The organism is Burkholderia sp. M6-3 (assembly GCF_050858985.1).
Taxonomy (GTDB): domain Bacteria; phylum Pseudomonadota; class Gammaproteobacteria; order Burkholderiales; family Burkholderiaceae; genus Paraburkholderia; species Paraburkholderia caledonica.
In genome coordinates, this window is sequence record NZ_CP110091.1 from 527213 (window position 1) to 554135 (window position 26923).

General features: G+C 62.4%; 23 protein-coding genes. 8 read left to right on the forward strand and 15 right to left on the reverse strand.

Annotation, left to right across the window (positions count from 1 at the left end):
• Window positions 1–22: 22 nt before the first annotated feature.
• Genes OH764_RS19690 through OH764_RS19720 form a run of 7 tightly spaced genes read right to left on the reverse strand, consistent with a single transcriptional unit; the run spans window position 23 to window position 6861 of the window.
• Complete coding sequence (locus OH764_RS19690) at window positions 23–1069, reverse strand: ABC transporter substrate-binding protein (protein ID WP_020068155.1); 1047 nt, start codon at window positions 1067–1069, stop codon at window positions 23–25.
• Window positions 1070–1098: 29 nt separating this feature from the next.
• Complete coding sequence (locus OH764_RS19695; protein ID WP_498850424.1) at window positions 1099–2226, reverse strand: NAD(P)/FAD-dependent oxidoreductase; 1128 nt, start codon at window positions 2224–2226, stop codon at window positions 1099–1101.
• Complete coding sequence (locus OH764_RS19700; RefSeq protein WP_498850425.1) at window positions 2219–3652, reverse strand: FAD/NAD(P)-dependent oxidoreductase; 1434 nt, start codon at window positions 3650–3652, stop codon at window positions 2219–2221. Before OH764_RS19700 ends, OH764_RS19695 begins: the two co-directional genes overlap by 8 nt.
• Window positions 3649–4017: a (2Fe-2S)-binding protein gene (locus OH764_RS19705; RefSeq protein ID WP_498850426.1), complete on the reverse strand. Its 369-nt coding sequence runs from the start codon at window positions 4015–4017 to the stop codon at window positions 3649–3651. Before OH764_RS19705 ends, OH764_RS19700 begins: the two co-directional genes overlap by 4 nt.
• Window positions 4018–4040: 23 nt before the next feature.
• Window positions 4041–4835: an ABC transporter permease gene (locus OH764_RS19710; RefSeq protein ID WP_498850427.1), complete on the reverse strand. Its 795-nt coding sequence runs from the start codon at window positions 4833–4835 to the stop codon at window positions 4041–4043.
• A 27-nt stretch (window positions 4836–4862) separates the two neighbouring features.
• Window positions 4863–5777 carry an ABC transporter permease gene (locus OH764_RS19715; RefSeq protein WP_498850428.1) on the reverse strand — a complete coding sequence of 305 codons (915 nt, stop codon included), beginning with the start codon at window positions 5775–5777 and terminating at the stop codon, window positions 4863–4865.
• Window positions 5770–6861 carry an ABC transporter ATP-binding protein gene (locus OH764_RS19720; RefSeq protein WP_498850429.1) on the reverse strand — a complete coding sequence of 364 codons (1092 nt, stop codon included), beginning with the start codon at window positions 6859–6861 and terminating at the stop codon, window positions 5770–5772. The genes OH764_RS19715 and OH764_RS19720 overlap by 8 nt, the downstream gene beginning before the upstream one ends.
• A gap of 276 nt (window positions 6862–7137) precedes the next feature.
• Here OH764_RS19720 and OH764_RS19725 point away from each other — a divergent pair, with 276 nt between their 5' ends.
• The gene (locus tag OH764_RS19725; protein WP_498850430.1) at window positions 7138–8037 is read left to right on the forward strand and encodes an IclR family transcriptional regulator; all 900 of its coding nucleotides are present in this window, start codon (window positions 7138–7140) and stop codon (window positions 8035–8037) included.
• An 80-nt stretch (window positions 8038–8117) separates the two neighbouring features.
• Here the strand turns inward: OH764_RS19725 and OH764_RS19730 are convergent, their stop codons facing one another.
• The 7 genes from OH764_RS19730 to OH764_RS19760 form a co-directional block, all read right to left on the reverse strand.
• Window positions 8118–9677, reverse strand: coding sequence for an OprD family porin (locus OH764_RS19730; RefSeq protein WP_498850431.1), 1560 nt, complete (start codon window positions 9675–9677; stop codon window positions 8118–8120).
• Between the two features lie 156 nt (window positions 9678–9833).
• Entirely contained in the window at window positions 9834–10853 is a 1020-nt protein-coding gene (locus tag OH764_RS19735) for an ABC transporter ATP-binding protein (RefSeq protein WP_498850432.1), read from the reverse strand.
• Window positions 10850–11851: an ABC transporter ATP-binding protein gene (locus OH764_RS19740; protein ID WP_498850433.1), complete on the reverse strand. Its 1002-nt coding sequence runs from the start codon at window positions 11849–11851 to the stop codon at window positions 10850–10852. The genes OH764_RS19735 and OH764_RS19740 overlap by 4 nt, the downstream gene beginning before the upstream one ends.
• A 1-nt stretch (window position 11852) precedes the next feature.
• A complete protein-coding gene (locus OH764_RS19745; RefSeq protein ID WP_498850434.1) occupies window positions 11853–12767 on the reverse strand; it encodes an ABC transporter permease in 915 nt (304 codons plus the stop codon).
• Between the two features lie 2 nt (window positions 12768–12769).
• On the reverse strand, window positions 12770–13708 hold the full coding sequence (locus OH764_RS19750; RefSeq protein WP_498850435.1) for an ABC transporter permease family protein: 939 nt from the start codon (window positions 13706–13708) through the stop codon (window positions 12770–12772).
• 15 nt (window positions 13709–13723) lie between these two features.
• Window positions 13724–15340 carry a peptide ABC transporter substrate-binding protein gene (locus OH764_RS19755; protein ID WP_498850436.1) on the reverse strand — a complete coding sequence of 539 codons (1617 nt, stop codon included), beginning with the start codon at window positions 15338–15340 and terminating at the stop codon, window positions 13724–13726.
• A gap of 169 nt (window positions 15341–15509) precedes the next feature.
• Window positions 15510–16082, reverse strand: coding sequence for a cupin domain-containing protein (locus tag OH764_RS19760; RefSeq protein ID WP_020068169.1), 573 nt, complete (start codon window positions 16080–16082; stop codon window positions 15510–15512).
• Between the two features lie 522 nt (window positions 16083–16604).
• On the opposite strand from OH764_RS19760, the gene OH764_RS19765 reads away from it, so the two are divergent.
• The 7 genes from OH764_RS19765 to OH764_RS19795 all read left to right on the forward strand — a co-directional run bounded on the left by OH764_RS19765 (window position 16605) and on the right by OH764_RS19795 (window position 25518).
• Window positions 16605–18146 carry a peptide MFS transporter gene (locus OH764_RS19765; protein ID WP_498850437.1) on the forward strand — a complete coding sequence of 514 codons (1542 nt, stop codon included), beginning with the start codon at window positions 16605–16607 and terminating at the stop codon, window positions 18144–18146.
• A 104-nt stretch (window positions 18147–18250) separates the two neighbouring features.
• Window positions 18251–19738 (forward strand): aminotransferase-like domain-containing protein, encoded by a 1488-nt coding sequence (pdxR, locus tag OH764_RS19770; protein ID WP_498850438.1) that lies wholly within the window; start codon window positions 18251–18253, stop codon window positions 19736–19738.
• 449 nt (window positions 19739–20187) lie between these two features.
• Complete coding sequence (locus tag OH764_RS19775) at window positions 20188–20640, forward strand: HU family DNA-binding protein (RefSeq protein WP_020068172.1); 453 nt, start codon at window positions 20188–20190, stop codon at window positions 20638–20640.
• Window positions 20641–21050: 410 nt separating this feature from the next.
• Window positions 21051–22460, forward strand: coding sequence for a circularly permuted type 2 ATP-grasp protein (locus tag OH764_RS19780; RefSeq protein ID WP_498850439.1), 1410 nt, complete (start codon window positions 21051–21053; stop codon window positions 22458–22460).
• Window positions 22461–22601: 141 nt separating this feature from the next.
• Window positions 22602–23552 carry an alpha-E domain-containing protein gene (locus OH764_RS19785; protein WP_027801590.1) on the forward strand — a complete coding sequence of 317 codons (951 nt, stop codon included), beginning with the start codon at window positions 22602–22604 and terminating at the stop codon, window positions 23550–23552.
• Between the two features lie 10 nt (window positions 23553–23562).
• On the forward strand, window positions 23563–24363 hold the full coding sequence (locus OH764_RS19790) for a transglutaminase family protein (RefSeq protein ID WP_498850440.1): 801 nt from the start codon (window positions 23563–23565) through the stop codon (window positions 24361–24363).
• Between the two features lie 282 nt (window positions 24364–24645).
• The gene (locus OH764_RS19795; protein ID WP_027777542.1) at window positions 24646–25518 is read left to right on the forward strand and encodes a proteasome-type protease; all 873 of its coding nucleotides are present in this window, start codon (window positions 24646–24648) and stop codon (window positions 25516–25518) included.
• A gap of 189 nt (window positions 25519–25707) precedes the next feature.
• On the opposite strand, the gene OH764_RS19800 is transcribed toward OH764_RS19795, so the two are convergent.
• Window positions 25708–26895, reverse strand: coding sequence for a porin (locus tag OH764_RS19800; RefSeq protein WP_498850441.1), 1188 nt, complete (start codon window positions 26893–26895; stop codon window positions 25708–25710).
• Window positions 26896–26923: the final 28 nt, after the last annotated feature.

A 26923-nucleotide genomic window follows, 5' to 3' on the forward strand; every position in this document is an offset into this window, starting at 1 on the left:
CATTCAAGCGAAGCGGGGAAGCCTAGCGTTCGATCTGCCGGTTCCAGCGCGTGTCCCATTGCGCACGGTGCGCGTTGATAGTGTCCCAATCCACCACCGTGACTTTGCGCACGAGGTCTTCCACGTTGCCGAGGCTTTGCTGCATCGGCGGCGTCATTTTCGCGAGACGGTTGGTCGGAATCTGGCGTCCGGCTTCAGCGGCTTTCGTCTGCGCCGGCGCGGACAGCAGGAACTGCGCGAGCTTTTGTGCAAGTTGCGGGTCGGGATTGTTATTGACCACGCACAGATCAACGAGCAGCAGCACGGGACCTTCCTTCGGATTCACATAGCCAACCGGAATTCCCTTATCGGCCAGATCGCCGACGGCGGTCGGCGTCAGCGGAAAGAGGCCGGCCTCGCCGGTTTGCACCATTTCCGAGATCTTCGCCGAGTTCGGCACGTACTCGACGACGTTGGGGCCAACCGTGCTGGCCCATTTCGTGAAGCCCGGTTCGACGTTCTGCTCGGTGCCGCCCATCAAACGGTTGATCGCAAGGAAACCGTGCAGGCCGAACGTGCTGCTCGAGGCGGACTGGAACACCACCTTACCTTTGTATTTCGGATCGGCGAAATCCATCCATGACGTAGGCGGCGCCCAGCCTTTTTCAGCGAACAGCTTCTTGTTGTATGCGATACCGGTCATGCCGAGTTGCACGCCCGCGCCCATGTCGTCCTTCATACGCGCGAACGGATAGAGTTCTTTGAGCACCGGCGAGTCGTCGAGCTTTTTGCATACGCCCATGCTGACCGCGCGCGCCATCACGCCGTCGTCGAGAAACACCACGTGAATCTGCGGACTCGCCTTGTTTGCGAGCAGCTTGGCGAGAATATCCGACGACGTGCCCGGCACCACGACTACTTTCACATTGTTCGCTTTCTCGAAGTCGGGCAGCACCTGGCTCGTGTACGCCTTTTCCATCGGACCGCCATTCATGCCGATGTAGATCGTCTTCGTCTGCGACCATGCGGGTGCTGCCGCGCCGAATGCGCACAATGCGGCCAATGCCGCGATCGTCCTGAACAATTTCATTGAAAGCTCCTGAGTTTCACAAACGTGATCTAAGCGACGGATGAAGTAGCAAGCTGTGCAAAGCGGCCAATCGAAAAAGCGTCGAGAGGCGTGGCCGTGGCGCCGTCGATAACGAGATCGGCGAGCACCTCGCCAACTCCGGGCGCGAGCAGAAAGCCCCCGCCCGAAAAGCCGAATGCATGCAACAGACGCGGCACTGCGCGGCTCGGCCCGATGATCGGATTGCTGTCGGGTGTCTCGCCTTCCACGCCGCTCCATGTGCGAATAAGTAGCGCCTCGCGCAACGCGGGCAGCAGCGCGCACGCGTCGCGCATGACGGCCCGCGTGGTTTCCGTCGACGGCTGTCCGTATTCGCCGTTGCCATGCCCGCGCCCGCCGCCGATCACGCAATTGCCGCGCGCCACTTGTCGCGCGTAGATGCCCCCGCCAAACACGCCCAGGTTGTGCGTGATGAAAAGCGGCAGCGGCTCGGTGACCCACATGTTCGGATAGATCGGCTTCATCGGCGCGCTTTCGCCGAAGTAGCCCGCGACCGTATTCGCCCACGCGCCGGCGGAATTGATGAGCCAGTCCGCGCTGATCTGCGTATCGCCCGCCCGCATGTGGAAGCGCTTGCCGTCGTGATGAATGCCGCTCAATGCGGTTTGCTCGCGCACGTCCGCGCCCGCGGCACGCGCAGCGCGCGCAAATGCGGGCGACACGAGGCGCGGATTCGCGTGTCCGTCGCTCGCGCATAGCGATCCTCCGACCGCCGCCGCGCCGAGCCACGGATAGCGCTCGCGAAACTGCGCGCCGCTCAGCAACTGCGCGTGGAGTCCGTAATCGCGCGCCATGTCCGCCCATTGCTGAAGCGCGGCAAGGTCGTTCTCGCTGCGAGCGAGGCGTAAATGTCCCGACACCGTAAATTCGCCGTCGATGCCGATCAGGTCCGGCAAGCGGTCCCAGATACGACGCGCGCGCATGGCGAGCGGCATCTGCTCGACTGGGCGGCCCTGGCAGCGTACGCCGCCGTAGTTCACACCGCTCGCCTGCGCGCCGCAGAAGCGCCGCTCAAAAAGGCCCACGCGCAAGCCGCGCCTGGCAAGCGCGAGTGCCGCCGACGAACCGACGAGACCGCCGCCCGCGATCGCCACGTCGTAGTGCGGTGCGTCACTCATCGCGGGCCTCCTCGGGAATCGGAGCGACATCGTCGGCATACATCGCGGGCGACAGCGGGATGGGTTTGACCGGCGGCTGGCTGCGCAGGCGGCCAACTGCTTCGAGTGGGCGGCCGGTTTCTTCGGCGAGCAATAGAAGCGCGGCTTCGCCGCACATGCGTCCCTGGCAACGACCCATGCCGACGCGAGTCAGCGCTTTCAGGCGGTTGATCTCGTTCGCTTCGCCACCGCGGATGCAACGCCGTAACGTGCCCGCATCGACTTCCTCGCAACGACAGACGGTCATGTCGTCGGGCCATTGCTCGGCGCATTTCGGGGGCGGTTCGAATGCCGTCTCAATGCCCGCGCGGAAGACGGCGATATGTTGCAGCTTGCGTTCAATCGATGCGGCATCGAGCATGCCGGGTCCGCGTGGATGTTGGATGCCGAGATCGTCGAGCAAGGCCAGCGCGGCGCGGCGTCCCGCGAGTTCGGCAGCGTCGGCGCCCGCAATGCCTGCGCCGTCGCCGGCCAGATAGAGGCCGCGCACGGAGCTGCGCCCGGCATCGTCGAGTTCGGGCAGCCAGCAACGGTTGAGCGCGTCGAACCGGAAATGGCAACCGGCGAGATCCGCAAGCTGCGTTTCGGGCTTCAGCCCGAAGCTGATGCCCACTGCGTCACATGCAATTGATTCGGTAACCGAACTATTTTCGGAGGAGCGCCATTCGATGGCCTCGACATTGCGCGTGCCGCGAATACCAACAAGCTTCACGCCCCGTTCGATACGTATGCGATGCGCGTTGAGCCAGCCGACGTAATACAAACCCTTGGCGAATGTCGCCGGAAGCCGGGCGAGTTTCGAAGCGGCCGAAATCTGTTGGCTGAGCGGGCTCGTATCGAGCACGGCCATGACCTGCGCGCCCGCTTTGACGTACTGATATGCGACGAGATACAGCAATGGTCCTGTGCCCGTGAGCACCACGCGCCGGCCGATTGCGCAACCTTGCGACTTTAGCGCGACCTGTGCCGCGCCGAGTGTATAGACGCCGGGCAAGGTCCAGCCGGGCACTGGCAAGACCCGGTCCGTCGCGCCGCTCGCAATGATCAGATGCGAGAACGGCACGCTGATTTCGCGTCCCGCCTGAAGTGTGTCGAGCCGACCGCTTTCGCAAGCCCACGCGAGAGTGTCGGGCCGATAGTCGATGTAAGGTAGGAGCGCTTGCATTGTCGTATGCAACGCGTCGGCCTTGCGAGCCTCGAAACCGTAGAGCGTTTTCTTCGAGCGCTGGAAGCCGCCGTGTTCCGGTGGCTGCCGGTAGATCTGCCCACCCCAGCGCGCATTTTCGTCCACGACGATGGGGCGCATCCCTGCCGCAACCAGGGTTTCGGCAGCGCGCACGCCTGCCGGTCCGGCGCCGACAATCACTATGCGGCGATCGTCGCTCATCGCGCGTCTCCACTGTGGCTTTTCGCTGCGGCGCTTGCCGGTTCGATACGCGTCAGCACACGCAGTCCCGGGGTGACGAGCGTCGAGCACGCGCGCAGTCGCTTGCCGTCTTCGGTGCGCATCCAGCAGTCCTGGCACGCGCCGATCAGGCAGAAGCCGGCGCGCGGCGCACCGCTGAATTCGCTGTCGCGCACGCGCCGCTGTTGCATCAGCACGGCGGTCAGCAATGTATCGCCCTGCAGAGCGGCCACTTTCCGGCCGTCGAGATAAAAGTGCAGGGGTTCGCGCCGCATTTCGGCGATGCGGACGAACTGCGCTTCACCTGTGGGCACTGCGGCGTCGGACGGCGAAGATTTGGACTGCATGAGGGCGTGAACAGAAGAAGACATCAGTGCTGGCCGATCAAAATGCGGTTGAGTCCATACACGCGATCGAGCAGCAGCATTGCGCCCGCCGTAATGAAGATCACGAGCGCGGAGACGGAGGCCATCATCGGATCGATGGATTCTGTCGCGTACATATACATGCGAACGGGCAGCGTGACGGTTTGCGGCGACGTTACGAAAATCGACATCGTCAGTTCGTCGAAGCTGTTGATAAAAGCCAGCAGCCAGCCACCGGTGATGCCGGGCAGAATCATCGGCAACGTGATGCGGCGAAACGCGGTCCACGGATCGGCTCCGAGCGAATGCGCGGCGTGTTCGACGCTGCGGTCGAGGCCGCTTACCGAGGCCAGCACGAGCCGCATGACGAACGGCGTAATGATGATCATGTGCGCGAGGATCAACCACGCGAACGAGCCAGTCGCGCCGATCAACGCGAAAAACCGCAGCAGTGCGATGCCGAGTACAAGACCGGGAATCACCAGCGGCGAGAGCAGCAAGCCGTTGAGAAAAGCGCGGCCCGGAAAGCGCGCGCGGCCAATGGCGAGCGCGGCAGGCAGCGCGACGATCAGCGAGAGCGTCGCCGATGCAAACGCGAGCTTCAGGCTGTTGAAAAACGCCGAGATGAAGTCGGGGTAGTTGAGAATCGCGCGAAACCAGCGCAGCGAGACACCGTGCGTCGGCAGCGTGAGCGTTTCGTCGGGCGTGAAGGCGACCAGCACGACGATCACAAGCGGCGCGAGCACGAACGCAATGACGAGCGTGTGGAAAATCAACGCAATGGGACCGTTCTTTCTCATGATGTTTCCGCGCGATGAACCGCTGTGTCAGCCCAGGCTTCTGGTGTATCTGCGTTCCAGAACCCGGTAGTAAGTGAGCATCACGATCAGATTCGCGACCAGCAACAGCAGCGCGATGGTGGCGCCGAGCGGCCAGTTCAGCGAGCCGAGGAATTCGTCGTAGACGGCGGTCGCGGCGACCTTCAGCCGGCGTCCGCCGAGCAGTCCGGGAATCGCGAATGCGCTTGCCGACAAACCGAACACCATCAGGCTGCCCGACAGAATGCCAGGCGTGAGTTGTGGCAACACGATGCGGCGCAGAGTTGTTGCGGGCGAAGCCATCAGCGACAGCGCTGCGTTCTCCGTTTGCGGATCGAGTTTCTGCAACGCGGTCCACACGGGAATCACCATGAAGGGCAGCATGACGTGCACCAGTGCAATGACGATCGCGAAGGTGGTGTACTCGAGCTTGTAAGGTCCGAGGCCGAAGAGGCCGAACGCCTGATTCACGAGTCCGTTGCTGTTGAGCAGCATGCTCCAGCCGAACGCACGCACGACGACCGAGACGAGCAGCGGCGCGAGAATCACCAGCAGAAACATCGAACGATACGGATCGCGCATGCGCGACAGCACGTAGGCCTCCGGCGTGCCGATCACGACGCACAGCAGTGTGACGAGAAACGCTATGCCGAACGTGCGCAGAAAGATCGTGTGGAAATACGACGAGCCCAGCACTTCCGCGTAATTGCCGAACTGGAACGCGGCGAGCGGGCCGCTTGCCGGATCGAAACGATAGAAGCTCAACACGAGCGTCATCAGAAGCGGCACGAGCACGAGCGCGACGAACAGCAGGAACGCGGGCAGGCACATGAGCCACAGCGGCAAGAATGCGCGCCATGGCGCGCGCCTTGCGCCTGCGGACGCGGACTTGCCGTTCTCCGTTGCAGGCAGCGTGCTATCCATGATGCGCATCCCGCTGGATAAAGCGGATCGCTTCGCTGTTCCAGTCGACGCCGACTGCCGCGCCTTCAGGCAACGGCTCATTGCCTTCGTTCTGGCAGCACACCAGCACTTCGCCGAGCCGGCTGTCGAGACAATACAGCCACTGACTACCGAGGAAAAAGCGGCTCGTGACCGTGGCCGGCACGCGTCCCGCGTCCGGCGGACACAGCCGGAGTTTTTCCGGGCGAATGCACAGCGTTACCGCGTCGCCTACGCCGATCACGCGCTCGCGCATCGGCAACTGCGCGGTACGGCCGGTCTCGGACAGATCATGTCCGAGGTCGATGCGGATCGCGTCGCCCTCGCGCGCGATCACCGTGCCCGGCAGCATGTTGGCCTTGCCGATGAACTGCGAGACGAAGCGATTCTCCGGGCGCTCGTACGCCTCGTACGGTGTATCGATCTGCGTAATGCGGCCAGCTTCCATCACCACCACGCGGTCGCTGATCGACAGCGCCTCTGACTGGTCGTGTGTAACCATGATTGTCGTCGTGCCGATCTTGCGTTGAATGCCGCGCAGTTCGAACTGCATGTCTTCACGCAGCTTGGCGTCGAGATTCGACATCGGTTCATCGAGCAGCAGCACGGGCGGTGCGATCACGATTGCGCGCGCAATCGCCACGCGCTGCCGCTGCCCGCCCGACAACTCGCGAGGGAAGCGGTGCGCGAGCTGATCGAGCCGCACGAGCGACAACGCTTCGCGCACGCGTTCGTTGCGCTCCGCCTTGTCGACATTGCGCATTTCGAGTCCGAAGCCGACGTTCTCCGCGACGCTCATATGCGGGAACAGCGCGTAGCTCTGGAACACCACGCCGAGGCCGCGTTTGTTCGGCTTCATATGCGTGATGTCGCGACCGTCGAGCGTGATTCGTCCCCGCGTCGTTTCGAGGAAGCCGGCGATCATCTGCAGCGTCGTCGTCTTGCCGCAGCCCGAAGGGCCGAGCAGCGAAACGAACTCGCCTTTTTCCACCGACAGATTGACGTCCGCGACGGCCTGGAGGTCGCCGAACGATTTCGTGACGTCTGTAAGTGTGAGGAACGACATGATGTGGCCTTTAAATGCCTCGATGACGCCGACTCTAGCCAGCCAAATTATGCGGCGTCAATTTGAAATTCCGTTTGACGATATTTAAATCAAAAAGATTCCGTTGAATGGAATGCAGACACAACATACGCTATGAAGTGTTTCACTGCGAGGCAGTGGGGCAAACCCTATAAAAGCGCCGCAGCGTTGTGAGGCTGGGCGACCGGGAGCGATTCCATGAAGGATGCAAACGCTTTATAGTATTCCGGTGATTGAAATACGAACGAGCCAAAAGAGATGAAAGCTGCCACCAAGCGAGATACCGGAAGTGGGACCGCCGAAGCCGCCGAACAGGGCGCGGCGCCCGGTACGGGCATGCTGGAACGCGCTTTCGCCGTGATTCGCGCATTGTCGGAAGCTCAGCCCGACGGCGGCCGCGTCACGCGTCTCGCGAAAGCAGTGGGTCTGACGCAAGCCACCGTGCATCGCATCCTGCATGCGCTGATCGCGGAAGGCATCGTCGAGCAGGACGAAAACTCGAAGCTTTACCGCCTTAGCGTGAATTTTTTCGCGCTCGCGGCGCAAGCAGGAAACCCGAGTGGCATGCGCACGTTATGCCGCCCCGCGCTGTTGAGGCTTTGCGCGAGTCTTGGCGACACGATCTTCCTGCTTGTCAAAAGCAGTTTCGACGCGGTGTGTCTCGACATCTGCGAAGGCCCGTTTCCGATCCGCTCGTTCACGGGCGATATTGGCGGGCGCGTGGCGTTAGGCGTGGGGCAGGGCAGTCTCGCGATTCTCGCGTTCCTGCCCGAGGCGGAGCGCGAGGAAATCATCCGCTTCAATGTGCCGCGAATTCGCGGTTACGGAGTGCTGGACGAAGTGTACTTGCGCACTGAAATCGAACGCGTGCGGCAGTTGGGATACGCGGGCCGCAACAGCGGCGTGCTCGACGGCATGGCAGGCGTGGCTGTGCCGATTCTCGACCGCACCGGCGTGGCGGTCGCGGCATTGAGCGTGGGTACGCTGGCGGCGCGTTTGAGCGACGACCGCTTGCCCATGGTCGTCGAACTGCTGCGCCGTCAGGCGGAAGCGATCGGCCCGCAAACCAATCCGTTCGATGTCGCGCTGCGCCGGCCCATGCATGGCTTGTCGCGCGCCATGACCAGTGTGCGCATCGCGGGTTCGGAGCAGGAATAAGCAGCACAGGCGTCCGATAAAAGGGCGTCGCGTGCGGACCACCCAACGCGACGCCCTTGCATCCGGCACGAACGGTGCGCCTAAAACACCTTCACGGGCACGTTCACGACGAGACGGTATTCCATGTTGTTGCCGTCCGAGTAGTGATAGCTGGCGTTATGCCACATCGCGATGAACGTGACCTTGGTGTCCTTGAAGCGGCCGCTTTGCAGTGTATAGCTCGGAATAAAACCGAACTCGTGATGATGGCCGTGCACCGGCTCTCCGTTCTTCCAGTAGAGATCGTGCAGCGCGGCTGACGGCGACGCGTTTTCCGCAGCGCCCGCCGACCCATCGGCGCCCCAGCCATACGCGCCCCAGAACATCGCCTTCAGCCCCGGCACGCCCGCGTACTTTCCGTCGAACGTATAGCGCAGCTGCAGCGACTGTTCATGCGGCGCGTTGTAGTCGACGTCCATCGAGTTCGTCAGGTAGATGCCGTTGGTTTCGTTCACGTAGTCGAAGAACTGGTCGCCGAGTACCTGCTGATAACCGAGCAGCAGCGCGTGCGGGCCGTGTTGCGCGGACACGGACACGCTGTATGCGTTGCTGTTGATGTGCCCCTGACGCGACGCGCCTGTGTCGTGCGTCGAGTAGATGTTGGCGAGCCCGCTCCATTTGATCGTGGTCGGATCGCCGAACGACTGCGCGACCGAGCCGTAGTACTGGCGCCAGACGTCGTCGGCCTGATCGACGTACAGAGCCATCTCGCCGTTCTTCGCATAGTGCCAGGTGCCGCCGAGATAGGTCACGCGGTCGATTCGCGTGCCGCCATACGATGTGGTCAGATTGCTCAGATTCGTGTGACCGCGTGCATCGACCTTGGTGAAGCTGCCGGCCTCGAGCGTAGTGTGAGCAAGATCGTTGCTGACGAGAGAAACGCCGAGAAAGGTCGGCGGCAGCGCGCGGTTGTCGTGCGGTTCGAGAAACGGGTTCGTCACGTCTTGCAGACCGTATTTCACGACGGTTTCCGAAATGCGTCCTTTGATGTCGTACATGCCCGGGTACGCCCACGCGAGTTGTTGCGACCCGCCGCCGCTTTTCCCAACGTGCACCATGTTGCCTGCGCCGTTGCCGCCGTCGAGTTTCAGCGCCGCGAACAGCGACGCGTCGACGCCAAAGCCGATCAGACCTTGTGTAAAGCCGGATTCATAGTTGACCTGCATGCCTTGCACCCACGCATGACGGTAAGTCGGTGGCGCCTCGAAGTAGTCGGAGTAATTGCGGAATTGCAGGTTCAGGTGGCTATCAGCGATAAAGCCCTGGCTCGCCGCCTGGCTCGATGGCGGCGTGGGCGGCGTGACGATTTGCGAGGCCTCGGCGTTGACGATAGCGTTCGTCGTGTCAGGCTGATCGTTCCGGATCTGACCGCCCTGGTCCGCGCGGCGCTTGTTCGCAGGCTGAGCCTGAGACACCTGCGCGGGCGACGACAACGTTTGCGCAGCAGGAGGAACGATAGCCGGGCTGGTCGAGGGCTGCGCTATGGCGTCGTCGGCATATGCATTCGCGGCAACGGCCATAGCGGGGAGGGTAATTGCACAGCAAAGCGCGGCAGTGAGTCCGGACTTTTTTGACCGGTTTTTTGTTGGGTTATGTTGCATTGGGAATGTCTCGACAGTTGTTATTGAAACTCTGGCTGGCGCTTAGCCAGTCCATGCTGATCGCTCGTCATGCTGATGACATGACGAGCGAATCCCACGGCGTGGCATCAACGCCGCGCCGGTGAATGTGGGGCCGCTGGTTAAAACGTCCGGAACCTAATCGTTGCTAACGCGGATGCACGCCACTCGTGTCGAGTTCGCGCCGTGCGTCACGGGTTGCGGAATCTGGGTCGCACAAGCGTCGATCGCATCCGGACACCGTGTGCGAAATGCGCAGCCCGACGGTGGGCTCAGCGGCGAAGCGATTTCGCCGCGCAACAGCAGATGGCGGCGCGCTCGCTCGATCGCCGGATCGGGCACCGGCACAGCGGACAGCAAAGCGCGCGTGTAAGGATGACGCGGCGTGCCGTAGACATCGCGCTTGTCGCCGAACTCCATCACGCGTCCCAGGTACATCACGAGCACGCGGTGACTGATTGCCTTGACGACCGCGAGATCGTGCGCGACGAACAGTAGCGACAGCGACAACTCCCGTTGCAGATCGCGCAACAGATTGACGATCTGCGCCTGGATCGACACGTCGAGTGCGGACACCGGTTCGTCGCAAATCACCAGTTGCGGCTCGCCAATCAACGCGCGCGCAATGCCCACGCGTTGACATTGGCCACCCGAGAACTCATGCGGATAGCGGCGTAAATGCTGTGCGTTCAGGCCGACCCGCTCCAGCATGGTCAATACTCGGCGCTGCACGTCGGCGCGCGCAATGTCCTTGCCGTGCGTGAGCAACGGTTCGGCGACGATCTGTTCGATCGTCATGCGCGGATCGAGCGATGCAAGTGGGTCCTGGAAAATCATTTGCACGTCGCGGCGCAACAGCGTCGTATCGCGGCGCGCGTTGGGCAATACGGTTTCGTTGCCGAGCCAACGCACACTGCCGCTTGCGACTGGCGCGAGCCCGATGATCGCGCGCGCGAGCGTCGACTTGCCGCAACCGGATTCGCCGACAAGGCCGATCGTCTCACCACGTCGCACGCTGAACGACACGCCGTCCACGGCTCGCAATGTGGTCTTGCCTGACCACGGGTAGCCACCGCGTGGCACACCGAATTGCACCTTGAGTTGTTCGACTGAGAGCAAGGTCGTTGCTTCGCCGCTTGCAATGGAAGTCGCGTTCATACGTGTTGTGCCTCGAGTATTTCTCCGACCGGACGATGGCAGGCGCGCAGTGCTTGCGGATCGCCGTCCGCTGCAACGAGGGCCGGACGCGACTGGCGGCACTGATCGCTGCAGTACGCACAGCGCGGCGCAAACGCGCAACCCGCGCCGACTTCGCCAGGCAGCGGCGGATTACCGGGAATGGTTTGCAACGGACGGTCGTCGTCAGGGCTGTCGGTGAGACGCGGCAATGCGTTGAGCAGCCCGCGCGTGTACGGATGCGTGGGCGCGGCAAAGAGCGATGCGGCACTCGCCTGTTCGACGGTCTGGCCGGCGTACATCACCATCACGTCGTCGCAGAGGCCCGCGACGACGCCCATGTCGTGCGTGATCAGAATGATCGCCGTGCCCCGCTCGCGATTCAGCTCGCGCAACAACTCGATGATCTGCGCCTGCACGGTTACGTCGAGCGCGGTGGTGGGTTCGTCGGCGATCAGGATTTCGGGCTCGGAAAGCAGCGCCATTGCGATCATCACACGTTGCCGCATGCCGCCGGAAAACTCATGCGGATACATGCCGATGCGGCGTGCGGAATCGGGGATGCGCACCGCTTCGAGCGTTTCGATCGCGCGGCGGCGCGCGTCGCGACGCGACATCTTGCGATGCAGTTGCAGCGTTTCGGTCATCTGCCGTTCGATCGTCAGGAACGGATTGAGCGAGGTCATCGGGTCCTGAAAGATCATGCCGATGCGATCGCCGCGGATTCTGTTGAGCGCCGCTTCGTTCATCGCAAGCAGGTTTTCGCCGCGATAGAGCGCTTCGCCCGACACGTTGCCGTTGCCCGCGAGGAGACCCAGCAAGGCCATGACCGTCTGGCTCTTGCCCGATCCGGACTCGCCGACAATGCCGAGGGTGCGGCCCGCTTCGAGCGAAAACGACACGCGTTGCACCGCGTCGACGGGTGCGCCTTCGCGGCGCGTGAAGCGCACGCTCAGGTCTTTGACTTCGAGTAGCGGCATGTCAGCGGTCCTTCGGATCGAAAGCGTCGCGCAAGCCGTCGCCGACAAAATTCACGCAATAGAGCGTGACGCACAGCATCACGGCCGGGCATAGCAGAAGCCAGGGCATGGATTCCAGCTTCTGCGCGCCGTCCTGAATGAGCACGCCCCAGCTTGTCATCGGCTCCTGCACACCGAGGCCGAGGAACGACAGAACCGACTCCGTCAGCACGACGTTGGGCACAGTCACACTGGCGTACACCACGACGACGCCGAACAGGTTCGGCACGATATGACGCACGATGATCGACCGCGAACTCACGCCGATGGCCTTAGCCGCGTCGATGAACTCGCGCGAGCGCAGCGACAGCGTCTGGCCGCGCACCACGCGCGCCATGTCGAGCCACGAAAACGCGCTGATGGTCAGCACGACGAGATAGAACGCGCGGCCGAACATCGTCATCATCAGAATGGCGATCAGCATGTAGGGAATCGCGTACATCATGTCGACGATGCGCATCATCACCGCATCGACGCGGCCGCCGAGATAACCCGCGGTCGCGCCATATGCAACGCCGATCAGTCCGGACACGAGCGTGCCGAGCAAGCCGACTTCGAGCGAAACGCGCCCGCCTTGCAGCGTGCGCGCGAGCAGGTCGCGGCCAAGCTCGTCGGTGCCGAACCAGTGCATGTTTTGCAGTGTGGGCGGCAGGCTGATCGCGGACCAGTCGCTGTCGATAGGGCCGTTGGGCAGCAGCCACGGACCGGCCACGCATGCAATCACGATCAGCAACAGCACGGCAAAACCGGTGAACGCCGCGCGGTTGCGCACGAAGCGCGCGGCGGCGGTAGCGAGCGGCCCGCGCGAACGGGGGGCGCTGGCAATGGCCGCGAGCGGATCGAGCGCCGCGGCAGTCGATTGAATGGAGCGGGCCATGATCAGTACCGGATACGCGGATCGAGCCACGCATACGCGAGGTCGACCAGCAGATTGAAAAGCACCGCAACGGCGGTTGTCAGCACGACGAGGCCGAGCACGAGCGTGTAATCGCGATTGATCGCGCCGTTCACCACCAGTTGGCCGAGCCCCGGCAGTGCGAATACCGACTCGGTCACGACAGCCGCCGTGATCGACGAAATACAGACCGAGCCAAGCAGCGACACGACAGGCATGAGCGCCGGCTTGAGCGCGTGACGCAACACGATCGTGCGGCCCGGCAAGCCTTTCGCGCGCGCTGTCCGAATGAAATTGCCCGACAGCACTTCGATCATGCTGCCGCGCATCACCCGCGCAATTGCAGCCACATTGATGAACGTGAGCAGCACGATCGGCAGCACGCGATAGCGCCATTCGCCTTCGCCCCAGCCGCCCGCAGGCAGCCACCCGTGACCTTCCGAAGTCTTCAGCAGAATCGCGAAGATCCAGACGAGCACAGGCCCCAGCACGAACGGCGGCACGACGTTGCCGATGTTGCCGAGCACCATCACCGCGTGATCGACGAGACGGTCGCGGCGCACCGCGGCCAGCGTGCCTAGCGTGACGCCGATCACGACTGCAATCGGCACCGACACGCCGCCCACGCCGAGGCTCACCGGCAACGCTTTCCACACCAGGTCGTTGACCGACCAGTCGGCGTAGCGGAACGACGGCCCGAGATCGCCGTGCAGCAGCGAACCGAGGTAGTGGAAGTACTGCAGCCACAAGGGTTCGTCGAGGTGATACCTGGCGTTGAGATTCGCGAGCACGGCCGCCGAGAGTTGCTTCTCGGTATCGAACGGCCCCCCCGGCGTGAGATGCAGCAGCAGATAGCACGCGGTGATCACGGCGAGAATCGTCGGGATCGCCCAGAGCGTGCGGCGCAGCGTATAGGCCAGCATGTCGATGCTCCGCGCTTAGTGCTTGATCAGATACATGTCTTGTGTGGCGCGCTGGTCGACGTAGTTGGTCGACGTATAGCCGCCCACATACGGCTTCACGAGCCGCACCGCCGAGTACTGGAAGAGCGGCACCATCGGGTAGTCGTTCATTGCCGTGTCATGCGCCTTCGTGAGAAGCTCGGTGCGCTTCGCGTCGTCGAGTTGCTGGTTGGCTTCGTCGACGATCTTGTCCACTTGCGGATTACAGTAGCGCTGATCGTTCTGCACGCTGTTGCAGCGGATCAGATCGAAGTACGACATCGCGTCGTTGTAATCGACGAACCAGCCGTCGCGCGAGGCCTGCACCTTGCCGTCATGCCGCTGTTTGAGCAGCACCTTGTATTCGACGTTTTCGAGCTTCGTATTCACGCCGAGCTTGGTGCGCCATTCGGACGTCGCGAAGAGCGCGACCTTCTTGTGCAGGTCGTTCGTGTTGTACGTCAGCGTGAAAGTGAGCGGCTTCGCGTCGGAATAGCCGGCGCTCTTCAGCAGATTGCGTGCGTAGTCGACGCGCTTTGCCATCGGCCAGCCGGCCCAGTCCGGCTTGAAGACTGCCGCGCCTTGCGTACCCTTGGAGATGAGGCCGTACATCGGCAGCTCGCCGTCGGCGGTCAGACGCTGCGTCAGCAGGTCGCGGTCGAGCACCATCGAAAGCGCCTGACGCACGCGCTTGTCCTTGAAGATCGGATCTTCGTTGTTCAGGCTGTAGTAGTAGGTGGCGATTTGCAGGCCGGTCTTGAGCTCGGGGCCGAACTGCTTGCTCACTTGTGTATAGATGCCCGACGGAATCGAATACGTGTAATCGAACTGGCCGGCCTGGTACATGCGCATCGCCGTTTCATCGTTCTCGATCGGCAAATAGGTCACTTTCGTGATCACGACTTTGTTCGCGTTCCAGTAGGTCTTGCTCTTCGCACCGACGAGACGGTTGTTGGGTTGCCAGTCGGCGAGCGTATAAGGACCGTTGCCGACGAAGTTGCCCGGCCGCGTCCACTCGTTTCCGAACCTGGCCACGACGTCGCGGTTGACCGGCGCCATGGTCGGCATCGCAGCAAGCTGCGGGAAGAAGGCTGCAGGCACTTCGGTGGTGACTTCGATCGTGTATGGATCGACGGCTCGCGCGCCGAGGCTCGAGAGCGGCGCCTTACCCGCGAGAATTGCCTTCGCGTTCTTCATGAATTCGACCAGAACCGTGTATTTAGAGCCGGTCTTCGGATCGAGCACGCGTTGCCATGCGTAAATGAAGTCTGCCGCCGTGACCGGCTGGCCGTTGCTCCAGCGCGCGTCGTGGCGTAGCTTGAAGACCCACGTGTCGGGCGCGGTGCGCGTCCACGATTGCGCGACGCCCGGGACGACCGCGCCGGCCGCGTCGATGCGCGTGAGGCCTTCGAACACGTCGAGCGCGATGGTGTTGCCTGTCCACGATTCGATATGAGCGGGGTCGAGCGATTCGGTTTCCGCCGGCACCTGGCGGGTGATCTCCTGGCTGGCGGCGAGCGTGACGCCGGGCGGCACCGTGACGGCAAACGCGGACGAGGTAAATGTAAGGACGAGCGCACTCAGCGCCGTCGCATAGGCAAACGGGGTTTTCATCGGTTCAGAATCGCAGGAAAGGTCGAGAGAGAAACGCGCTGACGCGGGAGCGCCCGGCTGTCTTATTCGGGCCTGGGCGGCCCTTGTTGTTTGTCCGACATGCAGGAATCCTTACATTTGGTAATGCAGGCTGTCCCTGCCGGATGAACCGGAAAAGGAGCCCGCTTCTTTAAAACAGTCTCGGTGTGCCGACCCAGACGACCACCGACTCCACGCGAGCGGTGTTCACCCAGCTGTGCGGCACCGTCGATTCGTAATGCGCGCTGTCTCCCGCGCGAAGCACGAACGTCTTGCCTTCCAGCGTCAACGACACTTCGCCGTCGATCACATACATGAACTCTTCACCGGCATGCGTCGTGACTTCCGAGCGCTTTTGCCCCGGCGGCATTCTCACGAGGATCGCCTCGAGCTGACGGCCGCCCGTCACATTGGTCAAGCGGGCGAACAGATTGGCCGAGTCCGCGAAACCGAAAAACTTCAGCTGATCGCCGCGGCTCACCGATCGCTCTTCACTAGGCGTGTCGACGAAATACTGAACCGTCACTCCCAGCGCGTGAGCGATGCCGGCAAGCGACGTGATGGAGGGCGACGCCAAACCTCTCTCCACCTGCGACAAAAACGGCTTGGAAATTCCCGCCGCGGTTGCCGTGTCGTCCAGCGTTCGCTTGAGTCGTTGCCGCAACGCGCGGATCTTGCTGCCTATTTCGAGTGCCGCATTGCTCTTATGAATTGTCGTGACCATAGCAGGAGGAAATTAGCCCGTCAAAATTTGTTTGATATATGCAAATATGATTTGATGACGCTTTGACGGGACTGTGGGCCTGGAGCCCCGACTGGATACGCGCCACATTTTTCGAGACAACACGCTATGTTGCCAGAAGCCACACGACCTCCGGCCAATTTGACCGATGAGGCCAGGAAAACCGGGCGTCTCTTCCGCCAGGATCGCATGGGGCGTCGGCGCTGTGCGGGCTATGCAAACTGAATATCAATCGTTAAAGGCATGACACGAAGGACAGTTTCCGCACACGCAACTGGGCATGTGATCAAAGGTGGCTTCACGCATCCACCATGCACGCACGCGCAACCGCGCAAGCCGGATCGACGCAGCATCCCAATCCCTAAGTATGGGCGAGCGAGATGCAAGCCCGAACACCGGGACCGATAACTCATGAACGTCGGGCCGTTCTCCGCAATTTGATTTTTCGCGGCGGCTAGCAAATTCTTGCCACCGCACATAACCGTTTCAAGCAAGAGGTAGATGATGAAATCATCCAGACGCGCTGGCGCGCATATTTCGCAGACACGTTCTTTTTCGACCGTCTTTCTGATCGAGATGTGGGAACGTTTCGGCTACTACGGCATGGCCGCGCTGCTCGTGCTGTTCATGATCGACAAGCTGCACTTTGCGGACAGCCACGCGACACTCACGTGGGGCGCCTTCACCGCGCTCGTCTATGCGTCGCCGTCTATTGGCGGCTGGATTGGCGACACCATTCTGGGCGCGCGCCGCACGATGATTTTCGGCGCCGTAGTGCTGGCCGCCGGCTATCTGATGCTGGCGCTGCCCAACGACCAGCTTGCGTTCATGTACGCGTCGCTTGGCGTGATCGTCGTGGGTAACGGCCTTTTCAAGGCGAACGCGGCGAATCTCGTGCGGCGCATCTATGAAGGCGACGACGCGCGCATCGACAGCGCGTTCACGATTTACTACATGGCGGTCAATATCGGCTCGACCGTGTCCATGCTCGCCACGCCGTGGATCAAGGACCACTGGGGCTGGCATACGGCCTTCGGCGTCTGCAGCGCGGGCATGCTGTTGTCGGTGGCGAACTACTTCGTGATGTTCCGCACATTGGCGCATATCGGCTCCGCCCCGGACGCCGAACCGGTACGCTGGCGGCGCGTCGGCGCCATCGCAGTTGGCGGCGTCGTGCTGGGCGTAGCGACCATGTTCGTGCTGCAGCACAAGGCGATCGCAGTCGCCTGCGTGTATGCCGCGGGCGCCGCGATTCTGGCTATTTTCGGCTACATGCTGCTCAAGTGCGAACGCGCGGAGCGCGCGGGTCTCGTGGCTGCTCTGATCCTCACCGCTCAGGTGATCCTGTTCTTCGTGTTCTATGTGCAGATGTCCACGTCGCTCACGCTGTTTGCGCTGCGCAACGTCGATCCGCGCTTTACGCTGTTCGGCGCGACGCTCTTTACCTGGAGCGCGGCGCAATTCCAGGCGCTCAATCCCATTTGGATCATGCTGCTGAGCCCGTTGCTTGCGCTGCTTTATACGCGGCTCGCGAAAAGCGGCAACGACGTCCCGGTCGCAGTGAAATACGCGTTCGGCTTCGCGGTGGTGGCGGCCGGCTTCTTCGTCTATGCGGCAAGCGGTCACTCTGCTGTCAACGGACGCGTGTCGTCGTGGTTCATGGTCGGCGGCTATGGGTTGTACTCGCTCGGCGAACTGCTCGTGAGCGGCCTCGGCCTCGCGATGATCGCCCGCTACGTACCGGCGCGTATGGGCGGCTTCATGATGGGCGCGTACTTCGTTGCGACCGGTGTGTCGCAGTATCTGGGCAGCGTGGTCGCGAATTTCGCGCAGATGCCGGCCGGCGACATGGACCCGCTCGTGTCATTGCCGCTTTATACGAAGCTCTTCACCGGTCTCGGCTGGCTTGCCGCCGCCGGTGCGCTCGTCGCGGTACTGCTGTTGCCGCTGATGCGCAAGCTCTCGCGTGAACATCAGCGATCCGGCAACGACGCGCGCCACGGCGCAACGCAGTCTGCTACGCCCGCCAGCGCCGTGACGGAATAAGCGCGGTTCGCCCGAGCGCCGTGGATTCACTCTGCGGCTGCCGTCTTGCTGCCGTTTGGCCTCGCCGAAGTATCATGGCGCGGACATCTCAGGTAGCCAGTCAAATGGAAATCCACATCGCCGTAGAAGGGCATCACGACCTGTCCGGACAGATTTATCGCCAGTTGCGAGCCGGCATACTCGAAGGGCGTCTTGCCGGCGGCACGCGGCTGCCGTCGACGCGCGATCTCGCGACGCAGTTGGGCGTGTCTCGCAAGACAACGCTCGACGTGTTCGAGCGACTTCTCTCGGAAGGCTATCTCACCGCGCGAGCCGGTTCGGGGACGTTCGTCGCCGACGGTCTCGAGCGCTTGCCGGCGGAGCGCTCGTCGCATGCGCGCGTGGCGGATTCGTCTCGCGCGCATGCGAAGGGCAAGCGGGACGCCGCGCGCGCACAACCGCTGTGGGAGCAGATGCCCGACAGCTTGCCGGTGCCTCGGCCATCGGTGGCGTCCCCGTACGACTTCGTCGGCGGCGCCACCGACAAGACGCTGTTTCCATTCGACGTCTGGCGCCGCTGTGTGAATCACGCGTTGCGTACGCAAGCGCGCGGACAGGGAACGTATCGCGACGCAGCCGGCGAACAGGAGTTGCGTCTGGCGATCGCGCGCTATCTCGCGTTCAATCGGGCGGTGTCGAGCAACTGGGAAGAGGTGATCGTCACGCAAGGCGCGCAGCACGCGCTCGACCTGCTCGCGCGCGTGACGCTCGGTCCCGGCGAAGTCGCCGCCATCGAAGATCCCGGTTATCCGCCGGCGCATGCCTGTTTCGAGGCGACCGGTGCGCGCGTGGCGCATGTGCCCGTCGACCGTGAAGGTTTGATCGTCGGCAAGCTGCCTGACAACGCGCGGCTTGTCTACGTGACGCCGTCGCATCAGTTTCCGCTGGGTATGCCGATGAGTCTCGAGCGTCGCGTCGAGCTGCTTGAATGGGCGCAGAAACGCGGCGCGGTAATCATCGAAGACGATTACGACTGCGAGTACCGTTTCGAAGGCCGGCCGATGGAGCCGTTGAAAAGCCTCGACCGCGCCGGCCTGGTTGCATACGTGGGCACGTTTTCGAAAACTATCTTTCCGGAGTTGCGGGTCGGCTACGTGGTGCCGCCCGCTTCGCTTTACGGGCCGCTTTACAAGGCGCGCCAGATTGCGGATTGGCACGGCTGCACGCTGACGCAAACCGCGCTGGCGTCGTTCATGCTCAACGGCGAGTTCGCCAAGCACTTGCGGCGCATGCACAAGACGTACGCGGCGCGGCGCGCGCGACTGCTCGAACATCTGCAAGGCGGGCTTTCACCCTGGTTCGAGCCGATCGTGCCGGCGGCCGGCATTCATATAGCGGCGCGCCTGCGACCACCGCTGACTGAGCAGGCCGTGGTGACGGCGGCGCGGGACGCGTCGATCGGTCTGTATGGACTCGCGCCGTTTTATCAGCGCGCTAAACCGCAGGCCGGGCTGATTTTCGGCTACGGCAACATCGCCGAGCCACATATCGATACGTCGCTTGGGAAACTTGCGGGCATCCTTGCGCGCCTCGCTTCGTCGCAGGGGAACTGAGACGTCCGATGCGACGCGATGGCGTTGCATGGACTCGCGTGGCCCGGCCAATGCGGAGTTACCCGAAGCGCCGGTTGCCAGTCGCTTCGTGAATCGAAGACAAGGCCAATGCCGTCCAGCGAACGTCGACACGCGGTGCCGCAGCGCCGAAAATGACCGGGCGATGGCACATCTCGATCCGTCGTGCCGTGCAGAATGTGCCGCTATACATGCACTGAAACCGCTTGTAACGCACGTTACGTGTCCGTGTTGAAGGAGCTGCCGAAGCAGTTTAGCCCCTGAAACAAGGATCAAAATGTGTTGCGCAGTCTGCGCCGCGCAACAAACCTGCGCTGTTATACATAAAAGAGTCGCGCAAATCGCATCAGCGCTTGTAGAATCCGGCGTTGAAGCGTGCACATACCGTATGCGCTTCGTGCAATTCACTGACCACAACAGGTAGGAGAAACATGCCGACTTCCGCAAAAAAGGTGGCCAAGAAGGCTGCTGCCCCGGTACCGACCAAGAAGGTTGCTGCAAAGAAAGTCCCTGCGAAGAAAGCTCCCGCAGCTAAGAAGGTCGCCGTGAAGGCGTCCAGCGCACCGTCGCCGATCAAGGACACCTTCACGAAGGCCTCGCTGGCTGCACACGTTGCTGAACGCGCCGCTGTGGAACCGAAGGCTGCGAAGGCTGTTCTGGCCGCGCTCGAAGACACGATCCTCGGCGCTGTTCACAAGAAGGGCGCTGGCGAATTCACGCTGTCGGGTCTTCTGAAGATCGTCGTGCAAGCTGTGCCGGCCAAGAAAAAGCGCTTCGGCAAAGACCCGTTCTCGGGCGAAGAGCGCTGGTTCCCGGCCAAGCCGGCTAGCGTGCGCATCAAGGCACGCCCGCTGAAGAAGCTGAAGGACGCTGCAGCAGGCTAATTGCGCATCGCGCGTCGCCCAGGCGGTTGACCACGTTCGCGTTGGTTGACCTCCGCGGCTCACGCGCTGCAATTCCGCACTGCAAGTCGTATGAATCCCCGTGAATGAAAATTCACGGGGATTTTTTTTGCGCCGATGTTTGCGCTCGTTCTTGCGTTCCTGATGCGCGCCGCAGGTCCCAAAAGCGCGATGCGGTGCATCCGCAATGCGTTCGTGCACTGTACTAGCGCATCGTGTGCTGCCGCAGTACGATGAGAGCGAGACCCTTTGCCCCGCTATGCGCTGTTCGTGTGCACGTCTGCGGTTTCATGCGCTAAAAACCGAATGGCATAGCGCTTGCTTGAACGAATATCGAACACCGAATGCGCAGCGCATTCGCCTTCTATCCGACAACAAGAGCGGGGCGTGACATGCGATGCTATGACGAGATGCGTCATCATGACGATGCCGTGCGGCCACATTACGCGCGCTTCGAACGGTGGCTCTCGAAGCAGGGAAACGAAGCGATCGCACGCAAGCGTGCCGAAGCGGACCTGCTGTTTCGCCGGGTCGGTATTACGTTTGCGGTGAACGGCGACCTGTCGGGAACCGAGCGGCTCATTCCCTTCGACCTGATTCCACGCATCATTCCGCGCGACGAATGGAAGACGCTCGAAGCGGGGCTACGTCAGCGGGTGAGGGCGCTCAATCTGTTCATCCATGACGTGTACCACGATCGCAAGATCGTGCGCGCGGGCATCGTGCCGGCAGATCAGGTTTATACCAATGCGCAATATCGGCCGGAAATGCAGGGCGTGAATGTGCCGCTCGGTGTTTACGCGCATATTGCCGGTGTCGACGTGGTGCGCGCTGGCGACGAGGGCGAGTTCTACGTGCTCGAAGATAATCTGCGGGTGCCGTCGGGTGTGTCGTACATGCTCGAGAACCGCAAGATGATGATGCGGCTTTTCCCCGAGCTTTTCGTACAGAACCGCATTGCGCCGGTCGCGCATTATCCCGATCTTCTGCTCGATACGTTGCGCTCGGTAGCGCCCGAAGGCGTCGACGATCCGGTCGTGGTGGTACTCACGCCGGGCATGTACAACTCCGCGTATTTCGAGCACACGTTCCTCGCGCAGCAGATGGGTGTCGAGCTGGTGGAAGGCAAAGATCTTTTCGTCGACGACAACTATGTGTTCATGCGCACGACGCAGGGACCCAAGCGTGTGGACGTGATCTATCGCCGCGTGGACGACGATTTTCTCGACCCGCTCGCGTTCCGTAACGATTCCGCGCTGGGCGTGCCGGGCCTCTTGACTGCGTATCGCGCGGGACGGGTCGCGCTTGCGAACGCGATGGGCACCGGCATCGCCGACGACAAATCGATCTATCCGTACGTGCCGGAAATGATCGAGTTCTATCTGGGCGAGAAGCCGATTCTCAACAACGTCCCCACGTTCCAGTGTCGCAAGCCCGACGATCTGGCTTACACGCTTGCGCATCTGCCGGAACTGGTCGTGAAAGAGGTACATGGCGCGGGCGGCTACGGGATGCTGGTCGGACCCGCTTCCACGAAGGCCGAGATCGAAGCATTCCGCGAGCGTCTGATCGCGCGGCCGGCGGGCTATATCGCTCAGCCCACGCTGGCGCTGTCCGCTTGCCCCACGTTCGTCGAAGCCGGCATCGCGCCGCGCCACATCGATCTGCGTCCGTTCGTGCTGTCAGGCAAGACCGTCACGATGGTCGCGGGCGGACTCACTCGCGTCGCGTTGCAGGAAGGTTCGCTCGTCGTCAATTCGTCGCAGGGAGGCGGGACCAAGGACACGTGGATGGTCGACTGACGCAGTTGCTGCGCGGTTGCAACCACCGCGCCTGCAACCCAGCGCGCCGGGGCATTTATCACGAAGCCGCCGGCGCATACGGATAACCAGCGCGAGCTTTCACTTCATCGAGCTTCGCGTCATCAGATACGGAACGCCGTCATGTTAAGCCGCACCGCCGATCACCTTTTCTGGATGGCCCGCTACATGGAGCGCGCGGAGAACACCGCCCGCATGCTCGATATCAACCTGAAGGCGCTTTTGCTGCCGCAGACGCCCGAGCAGGAGGCGCGCGCACAACGTTCGGTGCTGCGCATTTCCGAACTCGAAACAGCGTTCGCACAACGCTACGACGAGCCGACGCGCGAACACGTGCTCGACTTCATGGTGGCGGACGCGAACAACCCCTCGAGTATTCACTCGTGCCTGCAGGCGGCGCGCGAAAACGCGCGTGCCGTGCGCGGTACGTTGACGACCGAATGGTGGGAGACCATCAACGATACGTGGCTCGAATTCAACGAGCGCATTTCGTCTGGCCAGGCGGCTGCAAATCCGGGCGCGTTGTTCGAATGGGTAAAGTTCCGTTCGCATCTTTCGCGTGGCGTGACGATCGGCACGGCGCTGCAGGACGATGCGTTTTTCTTCACGCAGCTCGGTACTTTCCTCGAGCGCGCCGACAACACCGCGCGGATTCTCGACGTGCGCTTTGCCGACGTCGAACCGAATTCACGCGACGCCGCGCGTCAGCTCGAAGACTTCTATTACTGGACTTCGATCCTCAGTTCTGTGTCCGCGCTGGAAATTTACCGCAAGGTGTATCGCGATGTCGTCACGCCAGCGCGTGTGGTCGAGCTGATGATCCTGAACCAGCAGATGCCGCGTTCGCTGCTGGCATCGCTCGAAGGCGTCTGCGCGAATCTGGCGATGCTGCGAACGTCCGGCTCGAACCAGTGCGAGCGTTTTGCCGGCAAGCTGCGCGCCGAACTGCTGTACTCCGACATCCGGCAGATCTTCGAAGCCGGCCTGCACGCCTACCTGACCCAGTTCCTCGCTCGCGTGTTCGAGCTGGGCAATCTCGTCGCGCGTACTTATCTCATGCTGCCAGTCGCCTGACGGAGTGCTTATGTATCTGACGATCCGCCACGACACGTCCTATCGTTACGAAGCGACTGTCCATTATTCAATCCAGCAATTGCGCCTGACGCCGGCCAACGGCGCTTCCCAGATGGTGCGGCGCTGGAGCATCGACACGCCGGGCAAGCTCGACCCGGCCTTCGACGCCTATGGCAACGTGCTGCATACGCTCGTCATCAACAAGCCGCATAGCGAGATCCGGTTGCAAGTGTCGGGCGAGGTCGAGACGATTGCGCTGATCGACGGCCGGCTTCTCGACGACGTCGGCCCAATTCCGCTCGAGCACTTCACGTGCGCAACGCGTCTGACCGAAGCGGACGCGGCGATCCGCGAACTGGCGGCCTCGGTCCCGAACCTCACCAGTTCAGCGAATCTGATCGCGCTGTCCGAACGGATCGTGGAGCGCGTGAAGTACCACCCCGGCATCACCGAGGTCACCAGCACGGCGGCGCAGGCGCTCGCGCTCGGCAATGGCGTCTGTCAGGACCATGCGCATCTGATGCTCGCTTGTTGCCGCGCGCGTGGAGTTCCGGCGCGCTACGTGAGCGGCTATATCGAACCCGGCGACGTGCCGCATGCGGCGAGCCATGCATGGGTGGACGTGTGGGTAGACGGCACGGGCTGGGTCTCGATCGACGTCACGCATGCGGCCTTTGCCAGCGAAATCTACTGCCGGCTGGCGGTCGCGCGCGACTACGAAGCCGCGGCGCCGGTGCGCGGCCGGCGGATCGGCGGCAGGGAAGAGGAGTTGGAAGTTTCCGTCACGGTCAGCGCGCAGATGTCGCAGTAGTTGCGGCAGCGCCGCAAGCGCACCGAAGGTGGCGGTGTACGCTGCCACCGGCGCGTTCGGTCCGCAATTGCCGCGCACGCGAGTCTGTTTTCTGCGGGCGCCTGTCGAGTGCGCGCGCTTTCCCGCTTGACGTTCCGCGTAGCGTCCGCTGCGGCTGTCCGGACGTGCCGGTGTTCGCCACTATCAAGAACAAACCGGCCGAGGCCGTAATACGGTGAAGAGGCGCATCTGCGCCGCATTACAATAGCGCCGTTCAGTCGTTTTTCGCGGGTATCCTCTCTTATGACTTACTGTGTAGCGATGTCCGTCGACGAGGGCCTCGTGTTCCTTTCGGACACGCGGACCAATGCGGGCGTCGACCACATCAGCACCGCCCGCAAGATGTCCGTGTTCGAGCAGCCGGGCGAACGCATGCTGGTGCTGCTCGGCGCGGGCAATCTGTCGCTGACGCAGGCGGTGTTGCACGAACTGTCGGAGCCGAGCGATCCGTCGCAGCCCACGCTGTGGAGCGCGCCCACCATGGCCGACGCGGCGCGCGTGATCGGCCGCGCGGTGCGTTGCGTGCATCAGCGGGAGGCGGAAGCGCTGCAGGAATTCGGCGTCGACTTCAATTGCAGCTTTATTCTCGGCGGGCAGATTGCCAACAACCGGCCGCGACTGTTCATGATCTATGCGGCGGGCAACTTCATCGAGGCCTCGGCGGTCAACCCGTATTTTCAGATCGGCGAGGCGAAATACGGCAAGCCGATTATCGACCGGGTGCTCACGCCGTCCACGCCGCTCGACGAAGCCGCGAAGTGCGCGCTCATCTCAATGGACTCGACGTTGCGCTCGAACCTGTCGGTCGGGCTGCCGCTCGATCTGCTGGTCTATGAGAAAGACTCGCTGCGGGTCACGCGTTTCGTGTCCATCGATCACGACAACGCCTACTTCGAGATGATTCATCGCACGTGGGGCGAGCGGTTGCGTCAGGTGTTCGGCGAGATCCCCGATCCCGACTGGCACGAATCGCCCAATGTGCCGATGCTGCAGCGCGAGCGCGCGCTTGTGATGCATCGAGCGCCGGTGGGTGCGGACGGCGTGGAACACGATCTCGACGCAAAGCCCGCGCAGACTCTGGCGCAGGCGGAGAAGGGCAAGGCGCAGCGCAGGTAGCCGTTGGGTGGTCTGGTGATGGCTCACGTTTGCGCGCCGCAATCGACGCGCAGCCCTTGGCACAAGCGGATAACCCCTAGACGCGTGCTCTTTCCGTCGCCCCAATGAAGAAAGCCAGCCTTCGGCTTGCGCCTCTGGCTGGCTTCAGGGTGCGGCTCGATGTCTCGAGCCGCGGGTCATGTCGTTCTATTAGAACTTGTGACGGATACCCAGGCTGACGATCGTCTGCGACGACGAGCCCGACTGGTAGCCGTACGAGCCGACGGAAGCGTCCGCTGTGATGGTCGACGTACGGCTTTGACGTTGCGTACCGTTTGCGTGCTGGTATGCGCCGATCAGGTACAGGTCTGTGCGCTTCGACAGGTTGTAGTCGCCGCCCAGCGAAACCTGGTTGTAGCTTGCCGACGTGTCACCCGAGCCGTGCGTGTAGGTGTAACCCAGACCCAGCAACATTGCCGGCGTCAACTGGTAGCCAACATAGCCGCCTGCAACGTTGTACTTTTCTTGCTGCGCGAATGCCGACAGGCCGTCCGGCTTGTACTGTGCGAAGCTGTAGCGGATGTTGAACGTGAACGGACCCGTGACATACTGACCTGCAGCCGAAGCGATGCTGATCGACTTCGCCGACTGGTACGCACCGTTGATCGTCGAGCCGTCGAACGTGCCGTCAGACGTTGCGGTCGCACCCCAGCCCGGCGTCGGGGTTGTTGCGGTCACGCCACGGCCTGCTGCCGTGTTGCCGTTGTCCATGCGGATGTAGCCTGCTGCTACGCTGAACGGACCGCCGCTCCACGTTGCTGCGCCCGACCACGTCTGGCCTGCGCCCGTCGAGCCTGCGACGCCGCCCAGAGCGTACATGCCTTCAACCTGGAAGCCGCCCCACACCGGCGACACGTACTTGATTGCGTTGTTCGTACGCGAGCTGTTGTCGTTGTTGTCAACGTCGCCCGGCGTGGTGAACGTGCTGCCGAAGAAGTTGTCAGCCGTCAGCGGCTGGACCATGTCAACGACCGGGTCGTACTGGCGACCCAACGTCAGCGTACCGTACGCATCTTGCGTCAGACCGACGTATGCCTGACGGCCAAACAGACGGCCACCCTGGTTCGACTTGCCGGTGTTCGGATCAAAACCGCTTTCCAACTGGAAGATCGCCTTCAGGCCGCCGCCCAGGTCTTCCGTGCCCTTCATGCCCCAGCGGCTACCCTGCAGGTTACCCGCGTACATTGCGAACAAGTGGTTGTTGGCCGTGTTCGCATGATTGACATACTGGATCGATTCATCGATCAAGCCATACAGCGTCACGCTGCTCTGGGCATGTGCTGCGCCTGCAGCGCCGAGCAGGGCCAACGAGAGGGTCGACAGTGCGATTCGTTTCATCCAATTTCTCCACGCAGATGATTAGTTT

Coding starts and splice junctions, on each gene's coding strand:
- OH764_RS19690 (WP_020068155.1), bottom strand. CDS start 1,069: ATGAAATTGTTCAGGACGATCGCGGCATTGGCCGCATTGTGCGCATTC.
- OH764_RS19695 (WP_498850424.1), bottom strand. CDS start 2,226: ATGAGTGACGCACCGCACTACGACGTGGCGATCGCGGGCGGCGGTCTC.
- OH764_RS19700 (WP_498850425.1), bottom strand. CDS start 3,652: ATGAGCGACGATCGCCGCATAGTGATTGTCGGCGCCGGACCGGCAGGC.
- OH764_RS19705 (WP_498850426.1), bottom strand. CDS start 4,017: ATGCAGTCCAAATCTTCGCCGTCCGACGCCGCAGTGCCCACAGGTGAA.
- OH764_RS19710 (WP_498850427.1), bottom strand. CDS start 4,835: ATGAGAAAGAACGGTCCCATTGCGTTGATTTTCCACACGCTCGTCATT.
- OH764_RS19715 (WP_498850428.1), bottom strand. CDS start 5,777: ATGGATAGCACGCTGCCTGCAACGGAGAACGGCAAGTCCGCGTCCGCA.
- OH764_RS19720 (WP_498850429.1), bottom strand. CDS start 6,861: ATGTCGTTCCTCACACTTACAGACGTCACGAAATCGTTCGGCGACCTC.
- OH764_RS19725 (WP_498850430.1), top strand. CDS start 7,138: ATGAAAGCTGCCACCAAGCGAGATACCGGAAGTGGGACCGCCGAAGCC.
- OH764_RS19730 (WP_498850431.1), bottom strand. CDS start 9,677: ATGCAACATAACCCAACAAAAAACCGGTCAAAAAAGTCCGGACTCACT.
- OH764_RS19735 (WP_498850432.1), bottom strand. CDS start 10,853: ATGAACGCGACTTCCATTGCAAGCGGCGAAGCAACGACCTTGCTCTCA.
- OH764_RS19740 (WP_498850433.1), bottom strand. CDS start 11,851: ATGCCGCTACTCGAAGTCAAAGACCTGAGCGTGCGCTTCACGCGCCGC.
- OH764_RS19745 (WP_498850434.1), bottom strand. CDS start 12,767: ATGGCCCGCTCCATTCAATCGACTGCCGCGGCGCTCGATCCGCTCGCG.
- OH764_RS19750 (WP_498850435.1), bottom strand. CDS start 13,708: ATGCTGGCCTATACGCTGCGCCGCACGCTCTGGGCGATCCCGACGATT.
- OH764_RS19755 (WP_498850436.1), bottom strand. CDS start 15,340: ATGAAAACCCCGTTTGCCTATGCGACGGCGCTGAGTGCGCTCGTCCTT.
- OH764_RS19760 (WP_020068169.1), bottom strand. CDS start 16,082: ATGGTCACGACAATTCATAAGAGCAATGCGGCACTCGAAATAGGCAGC.
- OH764_RS19765 (WP_498850437.1), top strand. CDS start 16,605: ATGAAATCATCCAGACGCGCTGGCGCGCATATTTCGCAGACACGTTCT.
- pdxR (WP_498850438.1), top strand. CDS start 18,251: ATGGAAATCCACATCGCCGTAGAAGGGCATCACGACCTGTCCGGACAG.
- OH764_RS19775 (WP_020068172.1), top strand. CDS start 20,188: ATGCCGACTTCCGCAAAAAAGGTGGCCAAGAAGGCTGCTGCCCCGGTA.
- OH764_RS19780 (WP_498850439.1), top strand. CDS start 21,051: ATGCGATGCTATGACGAGATGCGTCATCATGACGATGCCGTGCGGCCA.
- OH764_RS19785 (WP_027801590.1), top strand. CDS start 22,602: ATGTTAAGCCGCACCGCCGATCACCTTTTCTGGATGGCCCGCTACATG.
- OH764_RS19790 (WP_498850440.1), top strand. CDS start 23,563: ATGTATCTGACGATCCGCCACGACACGTCCTATCGTTACGAAGCGACT.
- OH764_RS19795 (WP_027777542.1), top strand. CDS start 24,646: ATGACTTACTGTGTAGCGATGTCCGTCGACGAGGGCCTCGTGTTCCTT.
- OH764_RS19800 (WP_498850441.1), bottom strand. CDS start 26,895: ATGAAACGAATCGCACTGTCGACCCTCTCGTTGGCCCTGCTCGGCGCT.